This window comes from Pseudomonas sp. FW305-E2 (assembly GCF_058782925.1).
This window is the reverse complement of record NZ_JBYSYE010000004.1, coordinates 165,648-182,092: the sequence shown is the minus strand read 5'-3', so window position 1 is coordinate 182,092 and position 16,445 is coordinate 165,648. Positions and strand designations below refer to the sequence as shown.

The window sequence follows — 16,445 nt, the reverse complement described above, 5'->3', positions numbered from 1 at the left end:
AAACCGCTTCTCCGCAGACAAAGCAACAGGTCGCACGCCAGCCCCCCCGCTTGCAGGGGTGCCAACGTACGTTTTGTTATGGATAGGAATGCCCGGCATGGTACGCGTCAAGCTGGGGCCTCACAACTGCTGGGCAGGCAGAAGGAGTACCATGCGCGCTTTGTGTGAAACGCGCGTGCAACAAGGAGCCCGATCCGCTCATGGACAAGCAGCACCCCCAGCAGCAGTGGCAGCAGGCAGTCATCGCCTATGCCCAGGCCGTCAACGACTACGTCGCGCAGGGCCGTGCGCACGGCTGGGACAACCTCGAAGAGCCGCAGGCACCCGCCACCGAACACCTGCTCGACGCCTGGCTGGCAGCCCTGCAGGCAGCCAACCGCCCTGGCATGGACGAACCGCAGCGTCAGGCATTTCGCGAGGCTTGGCCACCCGCACACCACCCCTTGATACCGTTGCTCGAAGACCACGGCCAAGGCATCAGCCATGTCCTGCTGCTGGAAGATGGCAGCCTGCTGGCCCGCATCGGTATGCCTTACGACAAGGGCCAGGTGGTGCGTATCGATCACCATGGGGTAACCCCGGTCATCGGCATCGAACACTTTGGCCGTTGCCCGGCGCGGCGCTATTTCGCCCTGGCCAATACCGAGGGCGTGCGTGTGACCGATGGCTGGGGCGGCCCGCAAGTGCAGCGCCTGGCCTGGCCTACGGGGCTGGAGGGGTTGCCGCCAGGCTACCCGTTCGAGCCGTTCGACCTGCCGCCCACACCGACCGCGCTGATCCCCTTCCCCGATGGCCAGCGAGTGCTGCTGGTGAGTGCCGAAGGTATCTTCGTGCTGGCCACTCAAGGTGCGACTCGCCTGCTGCCACAGCAGACACGGGTGCTCGATGAGCTGGCCGAGGGCACCGACCCGGACGACATCAGCCTGGGGCTGAGCATGGAGCATGGTGCGGTGTCGGCGGATGGCCGGCTGATCGTCGTGGGTGAGCAAGGCAGCCGACACCTTGTTCTGGACGAACGACTCAAGCCGCTGGCGCACATCGGCCCGGGCAGCGAATACCCGCACTTTGCCTTGTTCAACCGCGCCGGTGACCAGCTGATCGTCAATGCCTGCCATTTCTACAGCGGTGCCACGCTGGCCGTGAGGGTGGCAGACCTGCACGGGCTGGATACCGATTACTACAGCCAGGACCCGCGTACCCCGCTGGTGCAGGATGGCGCAAGGGTGTATGCGGGGGTTGCGCGCGATGGCGAGTACATTGTGGGTGATGCCTATGGCTACCTGCGGGCGTTTGGCGAAGAGGGTAAGGAGCATTGGCAGCATTACCTGGGATCGACCATCAGTGCGATGGATATCAGCGCCGACGGACAAACGCTGGTGGCGGCGAGCCATGCGGGGGTTATTTCGGTGATTGCGCTGGATAGCGGGCGGCCCGAGTGGCAGATCGGTACCGGGGCGCACGGCGAGGTGCGGCGATGGTTGTTCTGGAAGGCCTGGGACAAGCCGATGGCCTGGTAAAACGGCTGCATCGTTGCTGCCTGTACGGGCCCCACCGCGCGCAAGCCCTACATCACCCCTGTGTAGGAGCGGGCTTGCCCGCGAAGAGGCCCGTACAGGCAACCGACCCATCAGCCCTGTAACGTGGCCATGTCGATCACGAACCGGTACTTCACATCACCGGCAATCATCCGCTCATAGGCTTGGTTGATGTTGCGGATATCCAGCATCTCGATATCGCAACGGATGTCGTGCTCGGCGCAGAAGTTCAGTACTTCCTGAGTCTCGGCAACCCCCCCGATCAACGACCCCGCCAGCACTCGGCGCTTCATCACCAGGTTGGCCGCATGCAATGCCGGGTCGATCGGTTCGATCAGGCCGACCAGGATGTGCACACCGTCGAACTTCAGCGTTTCCAGGTACGGGTTGAGGTCGTGCTGCACCGGAATGGTGTCGAGCAGGAAATCGAAACGGCCGGCAGCGGCGCGCATCTGCTCGGCATCCGTGGAGACGATCACATGGTCGGCCCCCTGGCGGCGCGCTTCCTCGGCCTTGGCCTGAGAGCGCGTGAACAGGGTCACTTCCGCACCCAGGGCCTTGGCCAGTTTGATGCCCATGTGGCCCAGGCCGCCCATGCCGAGGATGCCGATCTTGTGGCCCGGGCCAACGCCGTGGTGCTTGAGCGGCGAATAGGTGGTGATGCCGGCGCACAGAATAGGTGCAGCGCTGGGCAGGTCCATGCCGGCCGGTATGCGCACCACGAAGTGCTCGCTGACCACGATGCTGCTGGAGTACCCCCCCATGGTGTTGCTGCCATCGACCCGGTCCGGGGTGGCGTAGGTCATGGTCGGGCCTTCGAGGCAATATTGCTCCAGGTCCTTGGCGCAGGCTTCACAGGTACGGCACGAGTCGACCATGCAGCCGACGCCCACCAGGTCACCGACCTTGTGCGCGGTGACTTTGTCGCCCACCGCCGTGACCCGGCCGATGATCTCGTGGCCCGGCATCAGCGGGTACACGGCAATGCCCCATTCGTTGCGCGCCTGGTGGATGTCGGAGTGGCACACGCCGCAGTACAGGATGTCGATGGCGACGTCATCCGGGCGCGGGCTGCGGCGTTGGAACGTCATGGGGGCCAGGGGGCTGGTGGCGGTTTGAGCGGCATAACCGATGGCGGTATACATGCAGGGCCTCGCAGTGAAGTGAAACGATTCAGGCGACGCATTTTGCGCGCCGTTCGCCGCCTCGCCCACGGCTGATTCTCCGGCATGCATGCCTGATTCTCCGAAGGTGTCATCTAACACCTGGCGCCACGCCCTCAATCTGCGATGATCAAACTGTCTGATTCTCTGCCCTTGGTCCACCATGCAACTGACCCGTCACGTCGACGCCAATGCGCCGCTTTGCGCACTGATCCGCAGCCTCGCCACGCGCCCAGGCTTTGTGCCCACGCACCTGCCCCAGGTACAGGTGCTGAGCTGGGACCACTATGTGGCCAGCAGCCCGCAGATCTACGAACCAAGCCTGATGATCCTGGCCCAAGGCAGCAAACTGGCGCGCCTGGGGCCGCGCACCCTGGAGTACGGCGCCGGGCATTACCTGGTGCAGGCGTTGTCGGTGCCGTTCATGTGTGAAACCTTTGCCACCCGCGAGGCGCCGCTGTTGGGCGTGGCGGTGGGCATCGACCGTGGCGTGCTGGGCGAGTTGGTGCAGAGCATGGGCCTGGCACCGGACGCTGAAGTGCAGGCGCAAACCCCGCAATCGATGACGTCGGCGGCACTGGATGCGCCCATGCGCGAAAGCGTGGAGCGGCTGCTGCGCTGCCTGCACGACCCGCTGGACGCCAAGGTGCTGGGCCCGGCGCGTGTGCGCGAAGTGCTGTACACCGCCCTGCGTGGCCCGCAGGCCGGTGTGCTGCGGGCACTGGTGGAGCAACAGGGGCACTTCGCCCGCATCGGCGCCGCCCTCGCCCACCTGCGCGAGCACTACAGCGAGCCGCTGAGCGTGGAGGCACTGGCTGCGCGCGCCAACATGAGCGTTTCAACCTTCCACGAACATTTCAAGCGCTGCACCGACATGGCGCCGATGCAGTACCTCAAGCGCTTGCGGCTACTCAAGGCGCAGCAGATGCTGATCGGCGAAGGCCTGGGCGTGGCACAGGCTGCGCACAGGGTGGGCTATCAGAGTACCTCGCAGTTCAGCCGCGAATACAAGCGCCAGTTCGAACGCAGCCCAGGGGATGAATTGCCTTACCAAAGCATGCCGGTGTAATCACCCGATCTGAACAGCCCCTGCAGGTACGCATCCGGGACAAGGCGTTTTTCGCCCGGCGGGTCAGCCCGCCAGCGGCCACTGCGCCAATGGCCAGTAAGCCCCCTTGCGCGACTCGTAAAGCGTGAAGTGTCGCGCGGTGAGGTAAAACTCCGGCGCGCTACTGGCCTCGGGCGGCTGCCCGCGGTAATCCCTGGACAGCGTCAGGTGCGGTCGATACTCACGCGTGGCCGCTTCCAGCCCCAACGGCAGCAACGCCTGCTGCAAACCGTACACCAGTTGCAACAGGGCGGGCGGTACCTGCTGCGCCTCCAGCACCAAGGCGCCGGCCCGTTGCCACACCTGCAAACGGTCGAGCAACAGCCGCGGCGCCGAGGTTGGCAGCGCCAGTTGGTCAACCGCCGCGCACATTGCAGGCACCTGCGCAGTGTCCACATCACCGAGAAACAGCAGCGTGACATGGAAGTTGGCCGCCGGCACCGGTTTGCCGCTGCGCAGGTTCAGCCCGCGCCGCCACTGGCCCAAGTCACGGCGCTGCGCGTCGCTGACCGGCAAGGCGAAGAACAGCCGCTTGAACGGGCTACCGCTGGAGCGTATATCCTGAACCATACAAACTCCCTGACATGAAACGTTTGCGCAAGACTGTAGGGTATTACACCAATGTCGCCCCGCAGTTTGGTAACAATAAGTACAAACTGCCCCCATGATTGTTTATGCTGGCGGGCTCATGCCTCGGCGCATGGCCATTTTTCGACAAGTAAACGTCCATGAAAATTGCACTCGTACTTATCTTCGTCTTCTCGATCGCCTATGTTCACCTGCGCGGTCGGGTTCGCCACAAGCTGACTCGTCAGCTGGGCGACCACTCCAGCTTCCTGGCCCCGATCAACAGCTTCCTGTACCTGTTCTCCAAACACCCGGCCAAGCCTTACCTGCCGGTCGAGGCCTTTCCAGAACTGAAACCGCTGCAGGACCACTGGCAGGAGATCCGTGAGGAAGGCCGCCAGTTGCTGCACGTAGGCGAAATCAAGAAATCCGACAATTACGATGACGTCGGTTTCAACTCGTTCTTCAAGACCGGGTGGAAACGTTTTTACCTGAAGTGGTATGGCGAAAGCCACCCGTCGGCAATGGCCCTTTGCCCACGCACGACCGAGCTGCTGCAAGGCATCGGCACGGTCAAGGCCGCCATGTTCGCTACCCTGCCTCCGGGAGCCAAGCTGGTGCGCCACCGTGACCCGTATGCCGGCTCGTACCGCTACCATCTGGGCCTGGACACGCCGAATGACGACGGCTGCTACATCGACGTGGACGGCGAGAAATACGCCTGGCGCGATGGTGAGGGGGTGATCTTCGACGAAACCTACATCCACTATGCAGCCAACACCACCGAGCACAACCGCATCATCCTGTTCTGCGACGTCGAACGCCCGCTCAAGTACCGCTGGGCAACCGCGTTCAACCGCTGGTTCAGCCGCAACGTGATGGCCGCTGCCGCTGCGCCCAACGATGCCAGCGACAAGACCGGTGGCATCAACCGCCTGTTCACCCGCATCTACAAGATCCGCGAGCGTGGCAAGGCGCTGAAGAAGCGCAATCGCCTGCGCTACTACCTGGAAAAATGGGCAGTGGTCGCGGCGTTGGTGCTGGTGTTCATCTACATCTGAAGGCTCAACGCAGGCCACTGTACGAGTGACCTGCGTTTACCCACCAAAGTACCGCCTCGCACGTGCCACGCTTCGACTAGCCTGAAAGCTCCACTCGCAACCCCCCAAGGTGAAGACGATGAGCATGATGGACTGGGACGCCTACCGTAAGCAGTTGATGGCCGGCATCGGCGATCTCAAGCAACTCTCCCCCGACACCGTAGCCGGCTACATGACCGCCAGCGGTGCAGGCGCCAAAACCAACCACCTGGATGCCAAGACCCGCGAGCTGATCTCCTTGGCCGTGGCTGTGACCACCCGCTGCGACGGCTGTATCGCCGTGCATTCGCAGCAGGCCGTCAAAGCGGGTGCCAGCCGCGAGGAAATTGCCGAGGCCCTCGGCGTGGCCGTGGCCATGAACGCCGGTGCCGCGCTGGTGTACTCGGCCCGCGCAATGGACGCGGTGGGCAAGGCCAACGGTTGAGCACAAACGGCGTCGCCGCCCTTGCGCGACGGCGCCGCGCCACCCAGACTGGGCGGCTCACCCCGCGCAGGAACCCGCATGATCCACATTCGCCCCATGACGCCGGAAGATTTTGATCGTTTCTGGCCCACCTTCCAGGCCATTGTCCAAGCCCGTGAAACCTACGCTTTCGACCCGGCGCTGAGCTTCGAACAGGCGCGCCAGCTGTGGCTGGAGCTGCCCTTGCACACGCTGTTGGCCGAAGAAGATGGCGAGCTACTGGGGTCGTATTACCTCAAGCCCAATGCTGCCGGGCCTGGTGCGCATGTGGGCAATTGCGGCTACATGGTCTGCGAACAGGCGCGCGGCCGGGGCGTGGCGCGCTTGATGTGCGAGCACTCGCAAAAGCTGGCGCGCCAGGAAGGCTTTCTGGCATTGCAGTTCAACTCGGTGGTAGCCACCAACGCAGTGGCCGTGGCGCTATGGCACAAGCTGGGCTTTGAAACAGTCGGCCGTTTGCCCAAGGCCTACCGTCATGCCCGCCTGGGGCTGGTGGACTGCCTGGTGATGTACAAATGGCTGGCGGATGAGCCGGTGGTGGAGAAGCCGCCGCTGCTGATCGGGCGCAAGAACATCGAGGCACGGGTATCGCGGCGCCGCGGGCGCTAGCTTTACAGGCAAGCCTGCCTCCCCAGCCAACTCATCACGCTGGGGCCTGATCTTCTTGCCAAATGGGGCTCCGGCGCCGCAAAAACGCACAACCTGTTGTTTTTTCTCAGCATTCACAGCACACCAACATTTGACGCCCCAGCCTTTCAATGGTCAGATGCGCGCCAGTTTCAGGTGCCCTGCGCCGCCGCGCGCAGGGTGAAACGGGAAACCGGTGCGTCGTGTTGCCCACGACAAGTCCGGTGCTGCCCCCGCAACGGTAAGCGAGCGAACCCTTCGAGATACCACTGTGCTCAAGCATGGGAAGGTGAAGGTTTCATGCCCCTCGCAAGCCCGGAGACCGGCCTGGAGCTTCACTTGGCAACCCGCGGTGGGCGGGCGCAGGCCGGAATCCGTGCGCGCGCCTGCCTGCATGGTTCGCCTTTGCGTGTTTTCCACCGGGATCCATTCATTCCTGCAGCAGTGGAACGACATGTCCCGTATGTTCAAACTTCACCCCCTGGCGGCCTGCCTGGCCGTTGCCCTGCCGGCGCTGGCTGATGACCGCGACCCGCAGCCTCTGGCCCTGCCTTCCACGGCCATCACCGACACCCAGGACAACCGCACCATCGACCTGGCCACGCCGACCCAGGCCGGTTCGCGCCTTGGCCTCAGCGCCCTGGAAACACCGGCCAGCACCAGCAGTATCAGCGAACGGCAGATTCAGCAGCGCAACAACATCACGGTGCAGGATGCAGTGACCCGCTCACCGGGCATTACTTTCGTCGGCTCCCCGGGGGACGGCGGTACAGGCCTGTCTGCCCGCGGCTTTGCCGGCCACAGCTCAGTGATGACCCTGTTCGACGGCGCGCGCCTGTACACCGGTGCCGGCACACAGACCTTCCCGGTCGACCCGTGGATGGTCGAACGCATCGAGGTGATTCGCGGCCCGGCCTCGGTACTGCATGGCGAAGGCGCCACCGGCGCAGTGATAAACGTGATCCCGAAAAAACCTTTTGCCGGCGAGGTGCGCAACCACCTGCGACTGGGTTACGGCTCGTGGGACCGCCAGCAGCTCGGCCTGGACAGCGGCGGCAGCCTCAGCGAGCGCCTGAGCTACCGCCTGACGCTGAACCAACAGGCCGGCAATGGCTGGGTCGACCGCACCGCTTCACGTAGCCTGGCCCTGAGCGCCGCGCTGCGTTTTGACGCCAGTGATGACCTCAGCTTCACGCTGGCCCATGACCGCGGCGATGCACAACCTGCCAACTACTACGGTACCCCGCTGATCGACGGCCACTACCGCAGCAGCCTGCGCAAAAAGAACTACAACGTGCAGAACGACGTGCAGCAGTACGTTGATGAATGGACCCGGTTAACGACCGACTGGGCGCTGAACGACCAGCTCAGCGCCAGCAACCAGCTGTACTACATCAAAAGCCGCCGCCACTGGCGCAACGCCGAAGACTACAGCTGGGACGCCGGGCGTCAGCAGTTGCTGCGCGGCAGCTACCTGGAAATCAAGCACAACCAGGAACAGTTCGGCGACCGTCAAACCTTCACCTTCGACCACACCCTGTTCGGCCTGGACAGCAAGACCGTGCTCGGTGCCGAATACAACAAGGTGCGATTCAACGTCGACAGCAATTCACCCTACAACGATGTCGGCGGCGACTACCTCGACCCGTGGCAGCCGCAGCCCGGCGGGTTTCATAGCGCCTCGCCGTTGCGGCCGCAAACACTCTCGACCACCCATACCTTTGCCCTGTTTGCCGAAAACCGCCTGCAATTGAGCGATCGCCTGTCTTTGGTTACCGGCGTGCGTCGCGACCAGAACCACATCGACCGCAACAACTTGACCAACGACAGCCGCAGCGATCGCAGCCTGCAAGGGGGCAACTGGCGCGTCGGGCTGGTGTACGCAATCAGCGACGACCTGTCGTTGTACGGCCAGTACTCGACCAGCGAGGACGGGGTCAACAACCTCATCAGCCTCAGCCCCGCGCAGATGAACTATGACCTGACCGAGGCGAAGCAGACCGAGGCCGGCCTCAAGCAGCGCTTTTGGGAGGGGCGCGGCGAATGGACGCTTGCCGCCTACCACATCGTCAAGAAAAAGCTGCTGGTGGACGACCCCATCACGCACGAGAAGCAACAAGCCGGGCAGCAGACTTCCGATGGCCTGGAAGCGACGCTGGAGCTGGCCCTGGCCCATCAGTGGCAGATGTCGGCCAACGCATCGCTGATACGCGCCAAGTACGACGACTTCGACGAAAGGGTCGGCGGCCTGCCGCAGGATCGGGCAGGCAACCGGCCGGCCAACGTGCCACGGCGTACCGCCAACCTTTGGTTGAGCAAAGGCTTCGGCCAGCAGGTGGAGGCTGGCATTGGGGCGCGCTATGTGGATGAGCGTTATGCCGATACCGCCAATACCCAGAGCGCCCCCGGGTACACCGTGGTCGATGCCAACATCGCCTGGCGGGTGTTGCCGGATGTGAAGGTGGGGTTGCAGTTGAACAACCTGTTCGATCGCGAGTATGTGCAGTCGGCGTTCAGCGGGCAGCAGTGGTTGATGGGGATACCGCGGTCGTACTTCGCGACGGTGGATTACAGCTTCTGATCTGGGTGGCTTGTGCCGCGAAGAGCCCGGCACAGGCCACACAAAAACCTCTATTCCCTTTCAGCGTCTTGTTATACGATAACGTTTCACATGAAATTAATTCCTATTAGACAACCCATGACAAGTGCCAGCGCCACGCCCACGCTGATCACCCAGCGCCTGCAGAGCATCGATGCCCTGCGCGGCCTGGTGATCCTGTTCATGCTCCTGGACCACGTCCGCGAGACTTTCCTCCTGCACCGCCAGGTCAGCGACCCCATGGCCATCGACACCACGGAACCGGCGCTTTTCTTCAGCCGCACCCTCGCTCACCTGTGTGCGCCTGTGTTCGTCCTGCTGACCGGCCTGTCGGCCTGGCTGTATGGCGAGAAGCATCAGGGCCGTGGCGACGTCTCCGCGTTCCTGTTCAAACGCGGGCTGTTCCTGGTGGTGCTGGAGTTCACCCTGGTCAACTTCGCCTGGACCTTCCAGTTGCCCCCGAGCGTGATCTACCTGCAAGTGATCTGGGCCATCGGCGTCAGCATGATCGCCCTGTCGCTGCTGGTGTGGCTGCCACGCGCCGCACTGCTCGCCCTGGGCGCCAGCATCGTCGCCGGCCACAACCTGCTCGACGGCCTGCACTTTGGCGTGGATTCAGCCCTGCATGTGCCGTGGGCAATCCTGCATGATCGCGGCTGGCTGGCGTTTTCCGAAAACCTGCACCTGCGCACGTCTTACCCGGTGCTGCCGTGGATCGGCGTCATCGCCTTGGGTTACGGCCTGGGGCCCTGGTTCGCCCGCGGCAGCGATGCCGGGCAACGCCAGCAACACCTGCTGGCGGCTGGCTTGCTCGCGCTGCTTGGCTTTGTCCTGCTGCGCATGTTCAACGGTTACGGTGAGGCACCGTGGAGCGGTTACCCAACCTTCACGCAAACCCTGATGAGCTTCTTCAACATCACCAAATACCCACCGTCGCTGCTGTTCCTGACCCTGACCCTGGGCTGCGGCCTGTTGTTGTTACGCGCGTTCGAACGGGCCGGCCAGGCGCGCTGGATCACTGCCCTGGCGGTGTTCGGTGCGGCACCGATGTTCTTCTACCTGCTGCACCTGTATGTGCTGAAGCTGCTGTACCTGGTCTGCGTGGCGCTGTTCGGGCTCAACCATGGCGACTACTTCGGTTTCGACGGTGTCGCAGCGATATGGCTGGTCGCAGTACTGCTGGCGTTTTCGCTGTACCTGCCGGTGCGCGGGTTCGCCCGACTGAAGCAGCGCCGCCGCGACATCAGCTGGCTGAAGTACTTCTGAAAAGCGTTTTCACCTGGCGACGCGATGGTCTACCATGCGGGCCGCCGGTTTCCACCACGGAACTAACAGGGAATCCCAGGCCTGCCAATACGGGCCAAACGGAACTGCCCCCGCAACTGTAGGTGCCGAGCCTGCTCCATCGATGCCACTGGGCCTGCCGCCCGGGAAGGCCGGAGCCGGGCCGTGACGCACCAGTCAGGAGACCTGCCGGCCTACATTCACCAACCGGCGGGGTGTCCGGGATTGGCCATCCGTGTTGCCCCGGCCACCCGCTGGGCCTCGGCGATGCCTGTCCGTGCGTTCCTCACCAGAACTGTCCGATAGGAGATCGCCCAGCATGCTGCCCCGTTTCGCCACCCTACTCGCTGGCCTAGGCTTCACTGGCCTGGCCCAGGCCGCTGCCACCCACTATCCGCTGACGGTCGACAACTGCGGCAAGCCGCAGATTTTTGCCCAGGCGCCGCAGCGCGCCGTCACCATCGGCCAGGCCGGTACCGAGCTGCTCTATGCCCTGGGGCTGGGTGACAAGCTGGCGGGCACTTCGCTGTGGTTCAACAATGTATTGCCCGAATACCAGGCGGTGAACGCCAAGGTGCCGCGCCTGGCCGACAACGACCCCAGCTTCGAGGCGGTGGTCGGCAAGCGCCCGCAGCTGGTCGCGGCGCAGTTCGAATGGATGGTCGGTGCCCAGGGCGTGGTCGCCACCCGCGAGCAGTTCGATGAGCTGAAGATCCCCACCTACGTGCTGCCATCGGACTGCGAGGGCAAGGACAACCTGGTCGGTGCAGACGGCACCCGCCTGCAAGCGTTCCAGGTAGACAGTATCTACAAGAGCGTCAGCCAACTGGCCGAGATCTTCGACGTTCAGGACCGCGGCGCGGCCCTGAACGCCGAGTTGCAAGGGCGCCTCGACAGCGCCAGGGCACAACTGGCCGGCAAGGACCTGTCGGCAACTTCGGCGCTGTTCTGGTTCTCCAGCGCCGACCTAGACATCGACCCCTATGTGGCCGGCCGCCAAGGTGTCGCCGATTTCATGCTGCGCACCCTCGGTGTGCGCAACGTGGTCGAGTCCAGCGAAGAATGGCCAAGCGTAGGCTGGGAAACTTTGGCCAAGGCCAATCCGACCTGGCTGATCATCGCGCGTATGGACCGCCGCCGTTTCCCCGCCGACGACTACCAGAAAAAACTCGAATTCCTGCGCAGTGACCCGGTAACCCGCAACATGGACGCGGTGAAGCACGACCGCATCATTATCCTCGACGCTGACGCCATGCAGGCCGGCATCCGCCTGTTCCGCGGCATGCAGACGCTGTCCACGGCCTTCGCCAGCGGTAAAGCAGCCCCGTGATGAACCGCCTGTTACCCTGCATCGCGGTTGCCCTGGCCGCTCTGTTGGCCGCCCTGCTGGCCGGTACCGCCATTGGCGAAACCAACCTGTCGCCCAGCGTGGTTGGCCAGGTGCTGGCCAACCACCTGTGGCAAGCCGACTACCCGGTGGACCCGATCGACGCCGGCATCATCTGGAACTACCGCCTGACCCGCACCCTGGTCGCGGCCGCTTGCGGCGCCGGGCTGGCCACCTGCGGTGTCATCCTGCAGGCGATGTTGCGCAACCCACTGGCCGAGCCCTACCTGCTGGGGCTGTCTGCCGGCGCCTCGACCGGCGCGGTACTGGTCGGCCTGCTGGGGCTGGGTAGCTTCGCATTAAGCATGTCTGCAGGGGCCTTCATCGGCGCCGGGGCCGCATTCGCCCTGGTGCTGGTGCTGGCCCGCGCGGCCGGCCCCAGCAGCAACAATGCACAGGTCATCCTTGCCGGTATCGCCGGCTCGCAGCTGTTCAATGCACTGACCGCCTTCCTGATCACCAAGTCAGCCACCGCCGAGCAGGCGCGCGGCATCCTGTTCTGGCTGCTGGGCAACCTGAGCGGTGTACGCTGGCCTTCGGTGTGGCTGGCCGTACCGGTGGTGATTGTCGGCTTGCTGGTGTGCCTGTGGCATCGCCGTGCGCTGGATGCCTTTACCTTCGGTGCCGATTCGGCCGCCTCGCTGGGCATCCCGGTGCGCCGCACCCAGTTGCTGCTGATCAGTTGTGCAGCGCTGGTGACGGCTGTGATGGTGTCCATTGTCGGCGCCATCGGTTTTGTCGGGCTGGTTATACCCCATGCCCTGCGCCTTCTGCTCGGCCCCGGGCACAGCCGTCTGTTGCCCGCCAGCGCACTGGGTGGTGCGCTGTTTCTGATTGTGGCGGACATTCTTTCGCGCACGCTGATCACCGGCCAGGTGATCCCGGTGGGCGTGGTTACGGCGCTGATCGGTGCCCCCGTATTCGCCCTGATTCTGGTCAGCCGACGGGGGCGCCCATGACAGCCATGACCGCTGTTCGCATCCCCCCGCTAGCCTGCCATGGGCTGGGGTTGCAACTGGCCGGCACTACCGTGCTCAGCGCTATCGATCTCAGCGTTGTCGCTGGTGAAACCCTGGGCATCGTCGGCCCCAACGGCTCGGGTAAGTCCTCGCTGTTGAAGGTGCTGGCAGGGCTGTGCAAACCCGCCTGCGGCAGCGTGCAGCTCCTGGGTGAGCCACTGGCACAGATGCCCCGCCGCCGTGTTGCCCAGGCGCTGGCGCTGGTCGAGCAACAGGCCGACACACTCGATGCGATCAGCGTGTTCGACGCGGTTGCCTTGGGCCGCACGCCGTGGCTCTCGGCCCTGGCACCGTTCTCTCGGCAGGACTGCGCCATCGTCGAACAAGCCCTGGCCGACCTCGACGCCCTGCACCTGCGCACGCGCCTGTGGGGGTCGCTGTCCGGTGGCGAGCGCCAGCGTGTGCACATCGCCCGTGCGCTGGCCCAACGGCCGCAGGTGCTGCTGCTGGACGAACCGACCAACCACCTGGACATTCAGCATCAGCTAAGCCTGCTGCAACAAGTGCAGGCGCTGCCGGTCACCACCCTGGTAGCGCTGCATGACCTCAACCAGGCGCTGACCTGCGACCGTGTCGCGGTTCTCGACAAGGGCCGTCTGGTCGCCCTCGGCAAACCCTTCGAAGTGCTTACCCCAGAGCGCCTGCTGAGCACCTTCGGTGTCCACGCCCACTACCTCACCGACCCTTACGACGGCGTGCGCATCCTGCGCTTTCGCGCCCCCTGAACCTGGTAGCCCTGCCCATGCTGTTGCGTCATCGCCAACAGGCACGTGCCCACAGGTCAGCGTAATCGCAGCTGCATGTGCGTGGTCTGCCACACCGGGTCCTGCTCCACATCCACCACCGTGAAGCCTTGCCGCTCCCAGAACGCAATGGCACCCGGCAGAAACGGATGAGTATGCAAGTAAAGGCAGTCCAAGCCCGCTTGCATCGCCCGTTCGCGCAAGGCACCAAACAAGGCGGCCGCCAGGCCATGCCTGCGGTAGGCCGGCAACACGAACAGCCGCACCACCTCGACTACCCGCTCTGCGCGGTAATCAAGCTGGGCAAAGCGATGGTCATAGGGCAAGTAACCGATCACCGCAACCAGCCGCCCACCCTCACGGGCTTCCAGAAAGCAGCCGGCGCCGTCCAGGTAAGTGTCGGCGAAATGCGCCAGGTCACGCGGCAAGGGTGCGTTGGCGAGCATCGGGAAAAGCGCACGCCGGGCGCTGTCGACAAATGCCAGCACTTCGGCAATGGCGTCACGCGCCACAGGTTGCAGGGTCCAGTTCGGCATCGGGCTATTGCCAGTATGGTTGGGAGCGCACGGTTCTACCGCAGCGTGCCGCACAAGGCAAATCACAGGGCTCGTCGTGGCAAGGCGGACATCGGTATAATCGGCAGTCTTCACTGCCCGACCAGGCCACACCATGCCTCGCCTCCCGAAGTTGCTGTTACCCCTGTTGCTGGCTGCTGCATTCACCGCCTGCGACCAGAAACCCTCCCGTGAAGATCAGATCCTCAGCCAGCTGCCGCTGCAGGACGCCTACACGCACAACATCGAGCGCATGTCCGCGCTGTTGGGTCGCACTCACCCGCAGCTGTCGCAAGCGACCATCCAGGACGTACTGCGCAAGCACCTCACCGTCGAGGACCAGCGCCGGGACCTGTTCCGCCTGTACAGCGAAAAGAACTTCAGCGACGCCGAATTCGCCACCATCGTCGCCGCCACCCAGGACCCCGCCAAAGCTCGCGCCCTGGAAGACACCGAAGCCGGCAAACGCTTAAGCGAAAAACTCACCGCCCTGATGCGCGAAACCGCCCGCGATGTGAACGTGCAAGCTTTGGTGGAGCAGCGTATGCAAGAGGTGGAAGATGAGCTTGATGCGCTGGACAAGGCAGGCTCTTGAGCGCTGCCCGCCAAGGTAACTTCCGTTCAGCCGCCCTTTACGATCACCCGAGGTCAGGATTGACATACACCAAGCATGGATTGCGCCTGGATCTACGTACACTCATTCTGGTGCTCTGCGCCCTTACCGCAGTGGTCATGCTGTGCGCCAGCTATTTCGCCAGCTACCGGGTGCAGCGCCAGCTATTGATCGACAATGCCCTGGAAGCCAACCGGGTGTATGCGACAAAACTGGCCAGCATCACCGAAACCTTCATAGGCAACGCCTTGCAGCAACTGATGTTCAGCGCCAGCGTACAAAGCCGGCAGTTGAGCGATGCCGCTGCGCTGCAGGTGGAAAGCGACCGCCTACTGGGCCAGAGCATGGCCTTCAACTCCACCTTCGTGATCGATGCCAACGGTGTACTGCTGGCAGTATCTCCCGCCCCGCTACGCCACCTGGTCGGCACCCACGTGCAGTCACCCGGCGCTCTGGAAGCCCTGCAGGAACGCCGTCCGCTGGTTTCCACGCCCTACCTGTCGGCGGCCGACAACCTGGTGGTGGCGCTGTCGCAACCCATTTTCGACCGCAACGGCCGCTACCTGGGGTATGTGGGTGGCAGCCTGTACCTGCGTGAACGCAACATCCTCAACAGCCTGCTGGGCGAGCATTTCTACAAGGACGGTTCGTACCTGTATGTGGTCGACCGCAACCGACGCCTGCTGTACCACCCCCATAGCGAGCGGGTAGGCACGGTGGTGGAGGGCAATGCGCTGGTCGACCAGTTGGCGACACTGGACAGCGGTACCCGGCAGCTGACCAATAGCCTGGGCGTGGAAATGCTCGCAGGCTTCGCCACCGTCCCCAGCGCCGGCTGGGGCGTGGTAGCGCAGCAGCCATTGGCGCAGACGGTGGCGCCGTTGCACCATCTGGTGCTGAACGTGATCGCCAGTTCGGCGCCCTTGGCGCTGGTTGGCAGCCTGCTGCTGTGGTGGCTGGCCCGTACCATCGCCCGCCCGCTGTGGAAACTCGCCGCCGGTGCCCGCACGATGGACCGCGCCGCTACCGCCGAGCACTTGCATCAGGTGCGGGCCTGGTACTTCGAGGCGGCAGAGCTCAAGCGGGCGTTGCTGTTCAGCCTGAACTTGCTGCAAGAGCGCATCGGCCGGCTCAATCGGGACGCCCAGACCGATCCGCTGACCGGCCTGGGCAACCGCCGCAGCCTGGAAATCAGCCTGTCGTTACTGGAGGCTGAAAACCGGGAGTTTGCAGCCATTGCGCTAGATATCGACCACTTCAAGCGGATAAATGACAGCCATGGACACGAAGTGGGCGACCAGGTGCTGCGCCAGCTGGCGGAGCTCATGCGCCGTTGTTGCCGCGAGGGCGACCTGCTGTGTCGCACCGGTGGCGAGGAGTTCCTGATATTGCTGCCTGGGGCCACCCTGAACGTGGCGGCCGCGGTGGCCGAACGGTTGCGCGTGACCGTACAGGACATGCCGGTGGAACCGGTGGGGGCAGTGACGATTTCGCTGGGGGTGACGCACTGGGATGGCGAGACTCACGGCGAGCCCATGAACGCATTGGGCGAGGCTGACCGGGCGCTTTACCGGGCCAAGCAGGAGGGGCGCAACCGGGTCGCTTTTGCCTGAACGTCTTGAGTTGTCTGCGGGGGCGGGCTTGCCCGTGAAATGCCGTTACAGGCAACGATGAATCGGTGGC

The 16,445-nt window shown here is 64.0% G+C and carries 15 protein-coding genes and 2 riboswitches; of the genes, 12 read left to right on the top strand and 3 right to left on the bottom strand.

Annotation, left to right across the window (positions count from 1 at the left end):
- Positions 1-200: 200 nt before the first annotated feature.
- Complete coding sequence (locus tag AC3WLP_RS05940) at positions 201-1,517, top strand: WD40 repeat domain-containing protein (protein WP_014753766.1); 1,317 nt, start codon at positions 201-203, stop codon at positions 1,515-1,517.
- A gap of 110 nt (positions 1,518-1,627) precedes the next feature.
- Here the strand turns inward: AC3WLP_RS05940 and calA are convergent, their stop codons facing one another.
- Positions 1,628-2,680, bottom strand: a complete 1,053-nt coding sequence (gene calA, locus AC3WLP_RS05935; RefSeq protein ID WP_088512876.1) for a vanillin reductase — start codon at positions 2,678-2,680, stop codon at positions 1,628-1,630.
- 181 nt (positions 2,681-2,861) lie between these two features.
- Between calA and AC3WLP_RS05930 the strand changes: the two genes are divergently transcribed.
- A complete protein-coding gene (locus AC3WLP_RS05930; RefSeq protein WP_014753767.1) occupies positions 2,862-3,767 on the top strand; it encodes an AraC family transcriptional regulator in 906 nt (301 codons plus the stop codon).
- A gap of 63 nt (positions 3,768-3,830) precedes the next feature.
- On the opposite strand, the gene thpR is transcribed toward AC3WLP_RS05930, so the two are convergent.
- Positions 3,831-4,376, bottom strand: coding sequence for an RNA 2',3'-cyclic phosphodiesterase (thpR, locus tag AC3WLP_RS05925; protein WP_088512877.1), 546 nt, complete (start codon positions 4,374-4,376; stop codon positions 3,831-3,833).
- Positions 4,377-4,534: 158 nt separating this feature from the next.
- On the opposite strand from thpR, the gene lpxO reads away from it, so the two are divergent.
- The 8 genes from lpxO (at position 4,535) to AC3WLP_RS05885 (ending at position 13,577) form a co-directional block, all read left to right on the top strand.
- Positions 4,535-5,434 (top strand): lipid A hydroxylase LpxO, encoded by a 900-nt coding sequence (gene lpxO / locus AC3WLP_RS05920; RefSeq protein WP_003250504.1) that lies wholly within the window; start codon positions 4,535-4,537, stop codon positions 5,432-5,434.
- A gap of 118 nt (positions 5,435-5,552) precedes the next feature.
- The gene (locus AC3WLP_RS05915) at positions 5,553-5,897 is read left to right on the top strand and encodes a carboxymuconolactone decarboxylase family protein (protein ID WP_014591592.1); all 345 of its coding nucleotides are present in this window, start codon (positions 5,553-5,555) and stop codon (positions 5,895-5,897) included.
- A gap of 78 nt (positions 5,898-5,975) precedes the next feature.
- Positions 5,976-6,545 (top strand): GNAT family N-acetyltransferase, encoded by a 570-nt coding sequence (locus AC3WLP_RS05910; RefSeq protein ID WP_003250500.1) that lies wholly within the window; start codon positions 5,976-5,978, stop codon positions 6,543-6,545.
- Positions 6,546-6,700: 155 nt separating this feature from the next.
- A riboswitch (cobalamin riboswitch) is annotated at positions 6,701-6,908 on the top strand.
- A 109-nt stretch (positions 6,909-7,017) separates the two neighbouring features.
- Positions 7,018-9,144: a TonB-dependent receptor gene (locus AC3WLP_RS05905; protein ID WP_088512932.1), complete on the top strand. Its 2,127-nt coding sequence runs from the start codon at positions 7,018-7,020 to the stop codon at positions 9,142-9,144.
- Positions 9,145-9,261: 117 nt separating this feature from the next.
- Positions 9,262-10,428 (top strand): acetyltransferase domain-containing protein, encoded by a 1,167-nt coding sequence (locus tag AC3WLP_RS05900; RefSeq protein WP_088512878.1) that lies wholly within the window; start codon positions 9,262-9,264, stop codon positions 10,426-10,428.
- A 28-nt stretch (positions 10,429-10,456) separates the two neighbouring features.
- Positions 10,457-10,654: riboswitch (cobalamin riboswitch) on the top strand.
- Between the two features lie 111 nt (positions 10,655-10,765).
- Complete coding sequence (locus AC3WLP_RS05895) at positions 10,766-11,776, top strand: ABC transporter substrate-binding protein (RefSeq protein WP_014753772.1); 1,011 nt, start codon at positions 10,766-10,768, stop codon at positions 11,774-11,776.
- Positions 11,776-12,792: a FecCD family ABC transporter permease gene (locus AC3WLP_RS05890; protein ID WP_014753773.1), complete on the top strand. Its 1,017-nt coding sequence runs from the start codon at positions 11,776-11,778 to the stop codon at positions 12,790-12,792. The genes AC3WLP_RS05895 and AC3WLP_RS05890 overlap by 1 nt, the downstream gene beginning before the upstream one ends.
- Positions 12,789-13,577, top strand: a complete 789-nt coding sequence (locus AC3WLP_RS05885) for an ABC transporter ATP-binding protein (RefSeq protein WP_012052921.1) — start codon at positions 12,789-12,791, stop codon at positions 13,575-13,577. Before AC3WLP_RS05890 ends, AC3WLP_RS05885 begins: the two co-directional genes overlap by 4 nt.
- A gap of 56 nt (positions 13,578-13,633) precedes the next feature.
- Here AC3WLP_RS05885 and AC3WLP_RS05880 read toward each other — a convergent pair whose 3' ends face one another.
- Complete coding sequence (locus AC3WLP_RS05880; RefSeq protein WP_003250486.1) at positions 13,634-14,131, bottom strand: GNAT family N-acetyltransferase; 498 nt, start codon at positions 14,129-14,131, stop codon at positions 13,634-13,636.
- 133 nt (positions 14,132-14,264) lie between these two features.
- On the opposite strand from AC3WLP_RS05880, the gene AC3WLP_RS05875 reads away from it, so the two are divergent.
- Positions 14,265-14,744 (top strand): hypothetical protein, encoded by a 480-nt coding sequence (locus AC3WLP_RS05875; RefSeq protein ID WP_003250484.1) that lies wholly within the window; start codon positions 14,265-14,267, stop codon positions 14,742-14,744.
- 59 nt (positions 14,745-14,803) lie between these two features.
- Positions 14,804-16,375 carry a sensor domain-containing diguanylate cyclase gene (locus AC3WLP_RS05870; protein ID WP_012052922.1) on the top strand — a complete coding sequence of 524 codons (1,572 nt, stop codon included), beginning with the start codon at positions 14,804-14,806 and terminating at the stop codon, positions 16,373-16,375.
- Positions 16,376-16,445: the final 70 nt, after the last annotated feature.

Bases quoted from the DNA above. Each gene is read 5' to 3' on its own strand.
- AC3WLP_RS05930 (WP_014753767.1), top strand. From the start codon at position 2,862: ATGCAACTGACCCGTCACGTCGACGCCAATGCGCCGCTTTGCGCACTG.
- AC3WLP_RS05900 (WP_088512878.1), top strand. From the start codon at position 9,262: ATGACAAGTGCCAGCGCCACGCCCACGCTGATCACCCAGCGCCTGCAG.
- AC3WLP_RS05910 (WP_003250500.1), top strand. From the start codon at position 5,976: ATGATCCACATTCGCCCCATGACGCCGGAAGATTTTGATCGTTTCTGG.
- lpxO (WP_003250504.1), top strand. From the start codon at position 4,535: ATGAAAATTGCACTCGTACTTATCTTCGTCTTCTCGATCGCCTATGTT.
- AC3WLP_RS05940 (WP_014753766.1), top strand. From the start codon at position 201: ATGGACAAGCAGCACCCCCAGCAGCAGTGGCAGCAGGCAGTCATCGCC.
- AC3WLP_RS05880 (WP_003250486.1), bottom strand. From the start codon at position 14,131: ATGCCGAACTGGACCCTGCAACCTGTGGCGCGTGACGCCATTGCCGAA.
- AC3WLP_RS05885 (WP_012052921.1), top strand. From the start codon at position 12,789: ATGACAGCCATGACCGCTGTTCGCATCCCCCCGCTAGCCTGCCATGGG.
- AC3WLP_RS05905 (WP_088512932.1), top strand. From the start codon at position 7,018: ATGTCCCGTATGTTCAAACTTCACCCCCTGGCGGCCTGCCTGGCCGTT.
- thpR (WP_088512877.1), bottom strand. From the start codon at position 4,376: ATGGTTCAGGATATACGCTCCAGCGGTAGCCCGTTCAAGCGGCTGTTC.
- AC3WLP_RS05875 (WP_003250484.1), top strand. From the start codon at position 14,265: ATGCCTCGCCTCCCGAAGTTGCTGTTACCCCTGTTGCTGGCTGCTGCA.
- AC3WLP_RS05890 (WP_014753773.1), top strand. From the start codon at position 11,776: ATGAACCGCCTGTTACCCTGCATCGCGGTTGCCCTGGCCGCTCTGTTG.
- AC3WLP_RS05915 (WP_014591592.1), top strand. From the start codon at position 5,553: ATGAGCATGATGGACTGGGACGCCTACCGTAAGCAGTTGATGGCCGGC.
- AC3WLP_RS05895 (WP_014753772.1), top strand. From the start codon at position 10,766: ATGCTGCCCCGTTTCGCCACCCTACTCGCTGGCCTAGGCTTCACTGGC.
- calA (WP_088512876.1), bottom strand. From the start codon at position 2,680: ATGTATACCGCCATCGGTTATGCCGCTCAAACCGCCACCAGCCCCCTG.